The sequence below is a fragment of the Streptomyces sp. NPDC005808 genome (genome assembly GCF_042871385.1).
In the GTDB taxonomy this organism is placed as follows: Bacteria; Actinomycetota; Actinomycetes; order Streptomycetales; family Streptomycetaceae; genus Streptomyces.
In genome coordinates this window covers 577,201-589,941 of record NZ_JBIAIK010000001.1, presented here as the reverse complement: position 1 = coordinate 589,941, position 12,741 = coordinate 577,201, and the positions used below count along the sequence as shown (strand labels likewise).

The 12,741-nt window shown below is 69.5% G+C and carries 13 protein-coding genes; 9 read left to right on the top strand and 4 right to left on the bottom strand.

What is annotated here, in order from left to right; translation table 11 throughout:
- Positions 1-22: 22 nt before the first annotated feature.
- Positions 23-613, top strand: coding sequence for an N-acetylmuramoyl-L-alanine amidase (locus tag ACFYPC_RS02650; protein ID WP_388669503.1), 591 nt, complete (start codon positions 23-25; stop codon positions 611-613).
- Positions 614-862: 249 nt separating this feature from the next.
- Positions 863-1,897: a 1-aminocyclopropane-1-carboxylate deaminase/D-cysteine desulfhydrase gene (locus ACFYPC_RS02645; RefSeq protein ID WP_388669500.1), complete on the top strand. Its 1,035-nt coding sequence runs from the start codon at positions 863-865 to the stop codon at positions 1,895-1,897.
- A gap of 30 nt (positions 1,898-1,927) precedes the next feature.
- On the opposite strand, the gene ACFYPC_RS02640 is transcribed toward ACFYPC_RS02645, so the two are convergent.
- Complete coding sequence (locus ACFYPC_RS02640; RefSeq protein WP_388669497.1) at positions 1,928-3,523, bottom strand: Na+/H+ antiporter; 1,596 nt, start codon at positions 3,521-3,523, stop codon at positions 1,928-1,930.
- 62 nt (positions 3,524-3,585) lie between these two features.
- Between ACFYPC_RS02640 and ACFYPC_RS02635 the strand changes: the two genes are divergently transcribed.
- From ACFYPC_RS02635 to ACFYPC_RS02625, 3 genes are all read left to right on the top strand, one after another.
- Positions 3,586-3,846 carry a UBP-type zinc finger domain-containing protein gene (locus ACFYPC_RS02635; RefSeq protein ID WP_388669494.1) on the top strand — a complete coding sequence of 87 codons (261 nt, stop codon included), beginning with the start codon at positions 3,586-3,588 and terminating at the stop codon, positions 3,844-3,846.
- 310 nt (positions 3,847-4,156) lie between these two features.
- Positions 4,157-4,570, top strand: coding sequence for an anti-sigma regulatory factor (locus ACFYPC_RS02630; RefSeq protein ID WP_266454474.1), 414 nt, complete (start codon positions 4,157-4,159; stop codon positions 4,568-4,570).
- Positions 4,567-5,733 carry an RNA polymerase sigma factor SigF gene (locus tag ACFYPC_RS02625; protein ID WP_388669491.1) on the top strand — a complete coding sequence of 389 codons (1,167 nt, stop codon included), beginning with the start codon at positions 4,567-4,569 and terminating at the stop codon, positions 5,731-5,733. Before ACFYPC_RS02630 ends, ACFYPC_RS02625 begins: the two co-directional genes overlap by 4 nt.
- A gap of 35 nt (positions 5,734-5,768) precedes the next feature.
- Here the strand turns inward: ACFYPC_RS02625 and ACFYPC_RS02620 are convergent, their stop codons facing one another.
- Positions 5,769-6,215, bottom strand: coding sequence for a hypothetical protein (locus tag ACFYPC_RS02620; RefSeq protein ID WP_388669488.1), 447 nt, complete (start codon positions 6,213-6,215; stop codon positions 5,769-5,771).
- Between the two features lie 293 nt (positions 6,216-6,508).
- On the opposite strand from ACFYPC_RS02620, the gene ACFYPC_RS02615 reads away from it, so the two are divergent.
- Together ACFYPC_RS02615 and ACFYPC_RS02610 are read left to right on the top strand one after the other, a co-directional pair.
- The gene (locus ACFYPC_RS02615; RefSeq protein ID WP_388669485.1) at positions 6,509-7,477 is read left to right on the top strand and encodes a diacylglycerol/lipid kinase family protein; all 969 of its coding nucleotides are present in this window, start codon (positions 6,509-6,511) and stop codon (positions 7,475-7,477) included.
- Between the two features lie 319 nt (positions 7,478-7,796).
- The gene (locus ACFYPC_RS02610; protein ID WP_016639615.1) at positions 7,797-8,054 is read left to right on the top strand and encodes a WhiB family transcriptional regulator; all 258 of its coding nucleotides are present in this window, start codon (positions 7,797-7,799) and stop codon (positions 8,052-8,054) included.
- 250 nt (positions 8,055-8,304) lie between these two features.
- Here the strand turns inward: ACFYPC_RS02610 and ACFYPC_RS02605 are convergent, their stop codons facing one another.
- Entirely contained in the window at positions 8,305-9,771 is a 1,467-nt protein-coding gene (locus tag ACFYPC_RS02605) for a sensor histidine kinase (protein WP_388670033.1), read from the bottom strand.
- A 399-nt stretch (positions 9,772-10,170) separates the two neighbouring features.
- A complete protein-coding gene (locus ACFYPC_RS02600; protein ID WP_388669483.1) occupies positions 10,171-10,866 on the bottom strand; it encodes a TetR/AcrR family transcriptional regulator in 696 nt (231 codons plus the stop codon).
- Positions 10,867-10,962: 96 nt separating this feature from the next.
- Between ACFYPC_RS02600 and ACFYPC_RS02595 the strand changes: the two genes are divergently transcribed.
- Both ACFYPC_RS02595 and nagB read left to right on the top strand, forming a co-directional pair.
- Complete coding sequence (locus ACFYPC_RS02595) at positions 10,963-11,715, top strand: SDR family oxidoreductase (RefSeq protein WP_388669480.1); 753 nt, start codon at positions 10,963-10,965, stop codon at positions 11,713-11,715.
- A 164-nt stretch (positions 11,716-11,879) separates the two neighbouring features.
- Positions 11,880-12,665, top strand: a complete 786-nt coding sequence (gene nagB / locus ACFYPC_RS02590; RefSeq protein ID WP_388669477.1) for a glucosamine-6-phosphate deaminase — start codon at positions 11,880-11,882, stop codon at positions 12,663-12,665.
- Positions 12,666-12,741 lie beyond the last annotated feature (76 nt).

The following is a 12,741-nucleotide window of genomic DNA, read 5'->3' as shown; positions in this document are numbered from 1 at the left end:
TTCAGCGCGAAGGAGGGCGGTCATGGCCCCACCCATGTCCGCGAGCGGTTTCCTGAACCGGCTCAGCGAGGCGGGCGTCACCGTCGTCGAGGTCGGCGACTGGGAGCACCACAACCGCAATCACAAGGGCCCGTGGGGTCCGGTGTACGGCGTGATGATCCATCACACGGTGACCTCGGGCAGCAAGCGCACCGTCGAGCTCTGTCGCGACGGCTACGCGGAGCTGCCCGGGCCGCTGTGCCACGGCGTCATCACCAAGGACGGCGCCGTCCACCTCGTCGGCTACGGCCGGGCCAACCACGCGGGCCTGGGTGACGACGAGGTACTTCGCGCCGTGATCGCGGAGAAGCGACTCCCGCCGGACAACGAGGCGAACACCGACGGCAACCGCCATTTCTACGGCTTCGAGTGCGAGAACCTCGGCAACGGCGAAGACCCCTGGCCCGATGCCCAGCTGGACACGATCGAGAGGGTCGCCGCCGCGATCTGCCGCCACCACGGCTGGACGGAGCGCTCGGTGATCGGCCACCTGGAGTGGCAACCGGGCAAGATCGACCCGCGCGGCTTCACGATGGACTCCATGAGGAAGCGTGTGCGCGACCGGCTGAAGTGACCGCGGCGCCGGGCAGCGCCCCTGGAATCCCCCAGACCGTCGGCGGCACACACCCCGGCACGGCTACCGCCCGCCCGGCCCTGCACCGCCTGCCGTCCGCGGGCCCGGCTCACCCAACCCTCCGGAGACCCGGTCAGCACACCACCGGTCCTCCGGAAACCCAGCCCGCACACCACCCACCCCACCGCAGACCCGGCCCGCACACCACCCACCCCACCGGAAGACCGTCGGAGGGGCCGCCCCGGACGCATGTCCGACAATGGCAGGGTGACCCGCCCGGACATCCCCACCGCCGCCACCCTTCCCAGCGCCGTCACCACGGCTTCCACCACCCCCACCACCCCCACCACTCCCACCACTCCCGACGTACCCCTCACCTCCAAAGCGCCGCCACTCGACCTCAACGTCCTGTGCCCCCGCCTCCCCTCACCGTCGCAGGACATCGTGGAAGACCGCTTCGACCGTCACGGCGTCCGGCTGGTGCTCAAGCGGGACGATCTGATCCATCCGGAGCTGGTGGGCAACAAGTGGCGCAAGCTGGCCCTGAACCTGGCAGCGGCGGCGGGCCGTACGGTGGTCACATTCGGCGGGGCGTACTCGAACCACCTACGCGCCACGGCAGCAGCCGGCCGCCTGCTCGGGTTCCCCACCATCGGCGTGGTCCGCGGCCAGGAGCTGTCCGGGCGCCCCCTCAACCCCTCACTCGCCCGATGCGCGGCTGACGGCATGCGACTGCACTTCGTCGACAGATCGACGTACCGCCACAAGTCCGAGCCGGAGACACTCGCCGGGATCCTGCGCGCGCTGGGCGCCGAGGACGCGTACGTCGTACCCGAGGGCGGCAGCAACTCCCTTGCCGTACGCGGCTGCCGGGCGCTCGGCGAGGAGCTGCGCGGCCACGCCGATGTCGTCGCCCTGCCCTGCGGCACCGGCGGCACACTGGCGGGTCTGGCCGCAGGGCTCGCCCCTGACCAGCGCACCCTGGGCATCCCCGTCCTCAAGGGCGGCTTCCTGAGCACCGAGATACAGGCCCTCCAAGTCAGCGCCTTCGGCGCCCGCCGCGGCGACTGGTCCCTGGACGAACGCTTCCACTTCGGCGGCTACGCCCGCACCGCCCCCGAGCTCGACACCTTCGCCGAGGACTTCCAACAACGCCACGGCCTGCCCGTCGAACGTCTCTATGTCGCCAAAATGCTGTACGGACTTGTCGCTCTCACCGCGGAGGGCGCCTTCCCGCGCGGGACGACGGTGGCAGCCGTGATCACCGGAGCAGCGCTCTCCTGAAGCGGGTGTTCGGTCGGCCGACGAGACCGCTCACGTCGTCTCCCGGTACGCCGCCGCCTCCTCCAGGTCCAGCCTGCGCAGCAGCGTGCGCAGCATCTCGTCGTCGATGTAGCGGAGGTCGCGCAGCCGCACGAAGACCTCGCGCTCTGCGCCGATCATCTCGCCGGACAGCCGACGGTAGGTGTCGTCGGCGGATTCGCCGGTCACCGGGTTCACCGCGCCGAGGCGCTCCCAGACGGCGTTGCGGCGGCGCTCCAGGACCGCGCGGAGGCGGTCGGCGAGCGGTGGGGGCAGAGCATTGCGTTCGTCCTGGAGGAGCTCCTCCAGGCGCTGTTCGGCGGCCCGGGACGCCTGCGCCTGGGCGTTGGCCTCGGCGAGCGTCTCGCTCTGCGCGTCGCGCCCCGGCAGCTTCAGGAAGCGGATCAGCGGGGGCAGCGTCAGTCCCTGCACCACCAGGGTCCCGATCACCGTCGTGAAGGTCAGGAAGAGGATGAGATTGCGGTCCGGAAAGGGCTCACCGCTGTGCGTGGTGAGCGGGATCGAGAACGCGATGGCGAGCGAGACCACGCCCCGCATCCCGGCCCAGCCGATGACGAAGGGCCCTTTCCAGGTGGGGTTCTCCTCCCGCTTCCGGATGCGCGCCGAAAAAATCCGCGGCAGGAAGGTCGCGGGATACACCCACACGAACCGGGCCGCGACCACGACGAGGAAGAGGGCCACCGCGTACCAGGCAGCGTCGACACCCTCGTACTCTTCAAGACCCCTCAGGACGACCGGCAGTTGCAGTCCGATCAGCGCGAAGACCGCCGACTCCAGGACGAAGGCGACCATCTTCCACACCGCCTCCTCCTGGAGCCGGGTCGCGAAATCGACCTCCCAGGAGCGGTGCCCGAGATAGAGGGCGACGACGACCACTGCGAGCACCCCGGAGGCGTGCACCTGCTCGGCGACCCCGTACGCGACGAAAGGGATCAACAAGGAGAGGGTGTTCTGAAGAAGCGCTTCCCTCAGGTGGGTGCGCAGCCAGTGGAGCGGCACCATCATCAGGAGTCCGACCGCGATGCCGCCGACCGCCGCGAGCAGGAACTCGCCGATGCCGCCCGCCCAGGTCGCACCCTCGCCGACCGCCGCGGCGAGCGCCACCTTGTAGGCGGTGATCGCGGTCGCGTCGTTCACCAAGGACTCGCCCTGAAGGATCGTGGTGATCCGCGAGGGCAGCCCCACCCGTCGCGCCACCGCCGTGGCCGCGACCGCGTCCGGCGGCGCCACCACCGCGCCCAGAACCAGCGCCGCGGTCAGCGGCAGGCTCGGCACGAGCAGATAGGCGACCCAGCCGACGACCAGGGTCGCGAAAAGGACGTAGCCGACCGACAACAGGGCGACGGGTCGCAGTTGCGCCCGCAGATCGAGGTACGAGCTGTCGGTGGCCGCCGTATACAGCAGCGGGGGCAGCAGCAGCGGGAGCACGACGTCGGGGTCGAGTTCGTAGTCGGGCACCCCGGGGACGTACGAGATCACCAGGCCCACGGTGACAAGCAGCAGGGGTGCCGGCACCGATGTGCGGCGTGCGGCCGCCGCGCATGCCGCGCTCCCCGCGACCAGCAACAGCAGTGGCAAAATGTGCATCGTCTTCCGCCCGCCCTCTGTTTTCGCGCGACTTCCCGCACACCCGACGTAACCTGGCAATCATGAAACAGTGCACGCACGCGGACGCGTTGCCGCACCCCGAGCCCGAGCCACTGAGCGAGACCTGCCTGGAGTGCCTTGCCGCCGGCACACACCCCGTGCAGCTTCGCCTCTGTCTCTCGTGCGGGCACCTCGGCTGTTGCGACTCCTCTCCGTTGCGGCATGCGACGCAGCACTTCAAGGACACCGGGCACCCGATCATGCGCACCTTCGAACCCGGTGAGAACTGGCGCTGGTGCTTCGTCGACCACGTACTCGTATGACCCGTCGACCGCCGCGTGGACGGCATACTGGCGGGGGCCGCGGATCACATGCGCGTGTGACCCGCGATCCGGACGGTTCGACCGTCTGACGCCTGGGTACGTCAACCCGGCGCGTTCTCTTCCTAATTGGGGCCGCAGACCCCTAGCCACTGTCCGTACTCATATGCTTACTATGAGTGACAGCAAGGGGCGGGGTCCCCGGGACAGGAAACTTGGGAGCGCGGTAGCGTCACCGCTGAACCACCTAGCGCGTTACCCCGGGGGGCGACCCTCGGCCCCTGAAAGAGCTTGTACCACCATGGAGGTGAGGGTGTCCCAGATCGCAGGCGAGCCCGCGACCAAGGACTTCGTGGAAGTCCGGCTGCCCGCCGCGGGCGCCTACCTGTCGGTGCTGCGTACGGCCACGGCCGGACTCGCGGCCCGTTTGGACTTCACCCTCGACGAGATCGAGGACCTGCGCATCGCGGTGGACGAGGCCTGCGCGATTCTGTTGCAACAGGCCGTCCCCGGATCGGTGCTCAGCTGTGTCTTCCGGCTCATCGACGACTCACTGGAGGTCACGGTCTCGGCCCCGACCACAGACGGTCACGCCCCCGCGCGGGACACCTTCGCCTGGACCGTCCTCTCCGCCCTCGCGGGCAAGGTCGAATCCACCGTCGCCGAGGACAAGACCGTGACGATCAGCCTCTACAAACAGCGCGGCGCGGGACCCGGGCCGGCGTGAGGAACGGGGACGGGCCGGTGCGGGAGGAAGAGCGCGGCACACGGGAGCTTCCCGCCGAGCTGGTGGGCGGGCCGCGGCGTACGGCGGACGGCGTCGTCGACGGCTTCCCCGAGCAGGCCCGGCCGCACCCGGAGGACGGCGCGGTGTCCGCGGAGACCGCGCCGGTCGACGCGGACGAACGGGAGAAGCCCTCCGGCCAGGGCGAGGGGCGACGGGAACCGGAGGGTGCCGCGCCCAGCACGCCCGAAGAAGGACGGCTGGGCGTCTCCCCTGCTCGAGCGGAGCCGGGAGCTCGGGGAATGGTGACGGGCGGGACTATGAGCGAGCACGAGCGGCACGACAAGCCGGAGGCGCAGAGCGTGCAGGGCGCGCAGCACGGGCCGAGCGCCCAGCACATCCGGCACGACCCCCGGGACCGCAGCGGGGCACGGACGATGTTCATCGAGCTGCGCAAGCTGGCGGACGGCAGCGCCGAGTACGCGGAGCTGCGCAACCAGCTGGTCCGCATGCACCTGCCGCTCGTCGAGCACCTCGCGCGCCGCTTCCGCAATCGCGGCGAGCCGCTGGACGACCTCACGCAGGTCGCCACCATCGGCCTGATCAAGTCGGTGGACCGCTTCGACCCGGAGCGCGGCGTCGAGTTCTCGACGTACGCGACGCCGACGGTGGTCGGTGAGATCAAGCGCCACTTCCGTGACAAGGGCTGGGCGGTGCGCGTCCCGCGGCGCCTCCAGGAGCTGCGTCTGGCGCTCACCACGGCCACGGCCGAGCTGTCGCAGCAGCACGGCCGGTCTCCGACGGTGCACGAGCTGGCCGAGAAGCTCGCCATCTCGGAGGAGGAGGTCCTGGAGGGCCTGGAGTCGGCCAACGCGTACTCCACGCTGTCCCTGGACGTTCCCGACACCGACGACGAGTCCCCCGCCGTCGCGGACACCCTGGGCGCCGAGGACGAGGCTCTGGAGGGGGTCGAGTACCGCGAGTCCCTCAAGCCACTCCTGGAGGACCTCCCGCCCCGCGAGAAGCGAATCCTGCTCCTGCGCTTCTTCGGCAACATGACGCAGTCCCAGATCGCCCAGGAAGTCGGCATCTCCCAGATGCACGTCTCCCGGCTGCTGGCCCGGACCTTGGCCCAGCTCCGCGAGAAGCTGCTCGTCGAGGAGTAGGACCGCACTGCGGCGGGGTCCTGCGGCTCGGTCCGCTACTCCTCCCGGACGCCGCCCGGGCCTTGGATTCCCAGCGCCCGGGTCGTCGCGGGGTTCACCAGCAGCACCAGGGCCGCGATCGCGACGACGGCCAGGGCGATGCCCGCGGGGATCGCCACGCTGTCGGCCTGAAGCAGGTTGTAGGCGACGGGCAGCGCCATGATCTGGGTGATCACCGCGGGGCCCCGGCTCCAGCTGCGGCGTCCCAGCAGTCCGCGCGTGGCCAGCAGCGGGAGCAGGGCGAGCACCAGCAGCGTCACACCGCCGGTGACGGCCTGCTGCCGGTCGTCCGGGTCGCCCGACAGGCCCAGTACGAGCAGGTAGACACCCCCCGCCGCCAGGGCGAGCCCCTCGATCGCGGTCAGCGCGGCCGCGGCGGTCAGGCGCCCGGGGCGGGGATCTGGGGCAGGGGCGTCGGAGGTGGAATTCTGCTCACGGCTCACTCCTGAAGAGTAGCCCGCGGCTTCGGCAGGCCCAGGACCCCGGGGACCACCTCGCACGGGGCCTGGGGCCCTCACCCGCCCTCTCACCCGCCCCTGCCCCAGATCCCCGTCCCACCACCGACCAAGGCCAGCCCCACCGCCCCACGTAGGCAAACCCACCGCCGGCCGAGGCCGAGCTCACGCCCCGACACGACCAGCCCCACCGCCCCACGTGGCCAGGCTCACGGCCCGGACTCTTACTTGATCCCTACTCGGCGTGGGACGAGTACCGCCGACTGGGTACGCTGCATCGCATGCGTGCACTTCTCGTGGTCAATCCGGCGGCAACCACCACAAGTGCGCGCACGCGTGACGTCTTGATCCACGCGCTGGCGAGCGAGATGAAGCTGGAAGCGGTCACCACCGAGTACCGCGGGCACGCCAGAGACCTCGGCCGGCAGGCCGCCGACAGCGAGGACATAGACCTGGTCGTCGCCCTCGGCGGCGACGGAACGGTCAACGAGGTCGTGAACGGCCTGCTGCACCACGGCCCCGACCCGGAGCGCCTGCCCCGCCTCGCCGTGGTCCCCGGCGGCTCCACCAATGTCTTCGCCCGCGCCCTCGGCCTGCCCAACGAGCCGGTGGAGGCGACCGGCGCCCTGCTGGACGCGCTGCGCGAGGAGCGAGAGCGCACGATCGGACTGGGCCTCGCCGCCGGCACCCCGGGTACCGCGGACGAGTCGGTGCCGTCCCGCTGGTTCACCTTCTGCGCGGGCCTCGGCTTCGACGCGGGCGTGATCGGCCGGGTCGAGCAGCAGCGCGAACGCGGCAAGCGCTCCACCCATGCGTTGTATTTGCGCCAAGTACTACGGCAGTTTTTGGACGAACCTCATCGCAGGCACGGAACGATCACCCTGGAGCGTCCCGGCCAGGATCCGGTCACCGATCTGATCCTGTCCATCATCTGCAACACCGCGCCGTGGACTTTTCTCGGCAATCGTCCGGTGTACGCCTCGCCTAAGGCTTCGTTCGATACCGGACTCGACGTACTCGGCCTCAGTCGCATGTCGACGGCTTCCGTTGCCCGGTATGCCACCCAGTTGCTCACTTCGTCCCCCGAGCGCGGACCCCACGGCAAGCACGCAGTGTCCTTGCACGACCTGACGGACTTCACCTTGCATTCGAAGGTGCCGCTCCCCCTCCAGATGGACGGCGACCACCTCGGACTGCGTACGAGCGTGACGTTCACAGGCGTACGCCGTGCACTGCGTGTGATTGTGTGAGTGGAAGGGCCCAAAGTCCTTTCACTCGAACGTTTAGACCAGGGTCCACCCCATGGAAGTACGGCTGTGACCTAGTCGACACCGAGGAATCAAAAAAAACTTTCCAGAAGGGGTTGTATCCGCCGCTGAGGTTTGCGAGTCTCTACGTGGCGATCGGGACGGCCCGCAGCATCGGCCCCACAGAGAGCCAGAACCCCTCCTCAAATCACAGGACCACGTCAGGTCATCTGGCAGTCGGCCCTTCCCTTGTTGAGGGATTCGTGAAAGCGTTCACATTCACAAGCAACGTGCATGTAATACCCAAGGAGAGGTAGCAGCCATGGACTGGCGTCACAACGCCGTTTGCCGCGAGGAAGACCCCGAGCTCTTCTTCCCCATCGGCAACACCGGTCCTGCGCTGCTGCAGATCGAGGAAGCCAAGGCCGTCTGCCGCCGCTGCCCCGTCATGGAGCAGTGCCTGCAGTGGGCGCTCGAGTCCGGCCAGGACTCCGGCGTCTGGGGTGGCCTCAGCGAGGACGAGCGTCGCGCGATGAAGCGCCGCGCCGCCCGCAACCGAGCCCGTCAGGCCTCCGCCTGACGCACCACCCCGCACGAGCCTGAGCTTGGCGGCGCGTACAGCGAGTACGCTTCTCCCGCCCCCGAGCCGCAGCGCGCAGTACCCCCCAATGCGCATAGCAGCGTAAGCGTTGGCAGTGGCCCCGGACCTGTTGGTCCGGGGCCACTGCCATGCGCCGGAGCCACTGCCATGCGCCGTGGTCGCTGTCGGCCTTTGCGTCTGCGTGGATCGCGTGTAGATCCTGGTCGGTTGCGCTGTCCCCGCCCGCCCGCTATTTGTGCGCCACCACGGGGATGTCGAGGATCACCTGCGTACCGCGCTCCGGGGCCGCCACCATGTCGAAGGTTCCTCCCAACTCACCCTCCACCAGCGTCCGTACGATCTGCAGACCCAGGTTTCCCGAGCGGTGCGGGTCGAAGCCCTCGGGGAGACCGACCCCGTCGTCCTGGACGGTGACCAGCAGCCGGGCGTCCTTGGTGCTGCCGCCTCGGACCGCCGAGACCTCGACCGTGCCGCGGTCGCCCTCGCGGAAGCCGTGCTCCAGGGCGTTCTGCAGGATTTCGGTGAGCACCATGGAGAGCGGGGTCGCGACCTCGGCGTCCAGAATCCCGAAACGGCCGGTGCGCCGGCCGGTGACCTTGCCGGGCGAGATCTCGGCGACCATGGCGAGCACCCGGTCGGCGATCTCGTCGAACTCCACCCGTTCGTCCAGGTTCTGGGACAGCGTCTCGTGCACGATCGCGATCGATCCGACCCGCCGCACGGCTTCCTCCAGAGCTTCCCGGCCCCGGTCCGACTCGATCCGCCTGGCCTGCAGCCGCAGAAGTGCCGCCACCGTCTGGAGGTTGTTCTTCACCCGGTGGTGAATCTCCCGGATGGTCGCGTCCTTGGTGATCAACTCGCGCTCGCGGCGCCGCAGTTCGGTGACATCACGCAGCAGCACCAGCGAACCGACCCGGGTCCCCTTGGGCTTGAGCGGGATCGCGCGCAGCTGGATCACCCCTTCCCCGCTCTCGATCTCGAACTCGCGGGGTGCCCAGCCACTGGCGACCTTGGCCAGCGCCTCGTCCACCGGCCCTCTGGACGGGGCGAGTTCAGCCGTGGTCGAGCCGAGGTTGTGTCCCACCAGATCGGCGGCCAGGCCGAGGCGGTGGTACGCCGACAGCGCGTTCGGAGACGCGTACTGGACGATCCCGTCCGCGTCCAGGCGGATCAGCCCGTCGCCCACCCGCGGCGAGGCATCCATGTCGACCTGCTGGTCGGGGAACGGAAAGGAACCCGCCGCGATCATCTGGGCGAGATCTGACGCGCTCTGGAGGTACGTCAGCTCCAGCCGGCTCGGGGTGCGCACGGTGAGGAGGTTGGTGTTGCGGGCGATGACGCCTAGAACACGCCCTTCCCGTCGTACGGGAATGGACTCGACCCGTACGGGAACCTCCTCACGCCATTCCGGATCGCCCTCGCGCACGATCCTGCCCTCGTCGAGTGCGACATCCAGCAGGGGGCGCCGGCCGCGCGGGACGAGGTGGCCCACCATGTCGTCCTGGTAGGAGGTGGGGCCGGTGTTCGGCCGCATCTGGGCCACGGAGACATAGCGCGTGCCGTCGCGCGTGGGGACCCATAGAACGAGGTCTGCGAAGGAGAGGTCGGAGAGCAACTGCCACTCCGAGACCAGCAGATGCAGCCACTCGAGGTCGGAGTCACCGAGAGCGGTGTGCTGGCGTACGAGGTCGTTCATGGAGGGCACGCCTGCGAGCGTACCCGCCGTTTACGACAAGCCCCGAAACCAGCCGGGTCGCAGGGCAGCGGCGGGGCCCGGAGACACCCGCGGGCCGCGGCGCCTGGGAGGGACCCTCAGCCCTCCCGGCACCGCAGCCCGGAGCAACAACGGCCACGGGGTGTGCGGTCCCGATCGGCCGAAGAGAGGAGCCGGAGCAGTCAGGGCAGAGAGCACCGGATCCTCGGTCCGCCTTCCTGTGCGGGGAAGACGGAGGCTTGTTCAGTTGAAGCTCTTAATGCCTTGCCCATGCATTGTGGACTAGACCATGCTCCTGCGTCCATGGTGCCGGTGTCCATGCGCGGGCGAATGTTTGTTGTTGTCTCTTTATCCGACATACGTCGGCAGCCACCATGCAGACTAGCCCGCCGGGCTGCATGAGCGGGGCCAGATCGCCATCGCGAGTTCGGCCAGGGCCTCCAGCTCTTCCTTGGTTGCTCCGTCACGCGCCTGCTGGGACATTCCCTGGATCATCGCCCCGGTGTGCCGGGCGAGGGCCGCGGCGTCGGTACTCGAAGGCAGTTCACCTGCGTCGATCCCCGCCTGTATACGACTCTCGAAGGCAGCGATGTTGGCGTTGCGCCGCTCGCGCAGGGATTCCTCGACCTCCGGCGAGGTGCAGTTGGTGGCCGCGTGGACGACCAGGCAGCCGTGCGGGTGGCGCGGATCGGTGTACTCGGCGGCGGCCTCGCGCAGCATCCGTTCCACCGCGGCTCGGGCGGTGGGCTCCTCGGCAAGGGCGCGCTCCCCGAACGAGCCGTACTTCGTGCCGTACGCGCGGACGACCTCGTCGAAGAGCGAGCGCTTGTCGCCGAAAGCGGCGTAGAGGCTCGGGGCGCCGATGCCCATGACGCGGGTCAGGTCGGCGACGGAGGTCGCCTCGTACCCGTGCTCCCAGAAGGCGAGGATCGCCTTCTCCAGTGCGGTCTCGCGGTCGAAGGACCGGGGACGGCCACGCTGCTTGACCGGCGTCCCGACGGCCGCCTTGGCCGACACCTCAGCCTCCGTGCCGCCGTCCGTCGGGTCGTCCAGCCCGGTCTGCTGCCTGCTCACCATGGGATGGATTTTATAGCGGATGCTAGAGAAATGTCGGCGGACTGCTGTACGGTTTTTCTGTAGCGACCACTAGGGAAATGCAAAGGGGGCGCCGACATGGGCGTGCTTGCGGGCAGGACAGCACTCGTCACGGGCGGCAGCAGGGGCATCGGGCGGGGCATCGCCGAGCGGCTGGGGAGGGACGGCGCGCGGGTGGCCGTGCACTACGGCAGCAATGAGACGGCGGCGAAGCAGACGGTCGCCACGATCGAGGCGGCGGGCGGATCGGCGTTCTCGATCGGGGTGGAGCTGGGCCTGCCGGGCGACGCGGAGGCGCTGTGGGATGCCTTCGACCGGCACGCGGAGGGTCTGGACATCCTGGTGAACAACGCAGGGATCGGCACGTCGAGCGCACTGGGCGAGATAACCGAGGAGGAGTACGACAAGGTCTTCGCGGTGAATGTGAAGGCGCCCCACTTCATCGTCCGGCACGGCCTCGGCCGACTCCGGGACGGCGGGCGGGTTGTCAACATCTCCTCGGGGCTCGCGCGGACCGCGGCGATGCCGGACAAGATGGCGTACGCGATGACGAAGGGCGCCCTGGACGTCTTCACCCGCGACCTGTCCAAGGTCCTCGGCCCCCGGGGCATCACCGTGAACTCGGTGGCGCCCGGCATCATCGACACCGACGTCAACGCCGAGCTCCTGCACGCGAGCGACGAGTCGTGGGCCCAGGCCGCGGCCTATTCGGCGCTGGGCAAGGTGGGGACACCGGCGGACGTGGCGGACGTGGTGGCGTTCCTGGCCTCGGACGCGGGGCGTTGGGTGACAGGCAGCTGGGTGGATGCGACCGGGGGTTCGCTGCCGTAGGGCCGACCGCCGAGTTCCGCCGGCCCGACAGGGGGGTCGGTGGGGTGCGGGAATGAGGGGCGTTCGACACGATGAGATGGTGAGGCTCTGCTAGATTGGTCTATACCACATGAGTCCCCCTTTGGATTCCAGTCGAGTCCCCTCTCCAGATCGGCAGGCCCAGCGTGGAAGTTGTCATCGTCCCGGACGCCAAGGCGGGCGGCGAGCTGATCGCCGAGGCCATGTCGGAGCTGCTCCGACACAAGCCCGACGCGCTGCTCGGCGTGGCCACCGGCTCGACTCCGCTGCCCATCTACCAAGCTCTGGCTGCGAAGGTGAGTTCCGGTGCCGTGGACGCCTCGCGGGCGCGGATAGCGCAGCTCGACGAGTACGTGGGGCTGCCGGCGGACCATCCCGAGTCGTACCGGTCGGTGTTGTGGCGGGAAGTGCTTGAGCCGCTCGGGCTCGGCCTGGATGCGTTCCTGGGCCCGGACGGTACCGCCGAGGACGTGCGGGCCGCGTGTGAGGCGTACGACGCGGCGCTGGCCTCGGCGGGCGGAGTCGATCTCCAGCTGCTCGGGATCGGCACCGACGGGCACATCGGGTTCAACGAGCCGTGCTCCTCGCTCGCCTCGCGGACCCGGATCAAGACGCTGACCGAGCAGACCCGCGTCGACAACGCGCGGTTCTTCGGGGGCGACATCGAGCAGGTGCCGCATCACGTCATCACGCAGGGCATAGGCACGATCCTGGAGGCGCGGCACCTGGTGCTGCTCGCGACGGGCGAGGGCAAGGCCGACGCGGTCGCGGCGACCGTGGAGGGGCCGGTCGCCGCGGTGTGCCCGGCCTCCGCACTCCAGCTCCACCCGCACGCCACCGTTGTCGTGGACGAGGCGGCGGCGTCCAAGCTGAAGCTCGCCGACTACTTCCGGCACACCTTCGTCAACAAGCCGGACTGGCAGGGTATTTAGGGGATCCGGCCGCCATCAGCCGCGGACGCCTGGACGCGGAGCACGGAGGCGGATACGCGTTCGCGGCCGCGCGGGC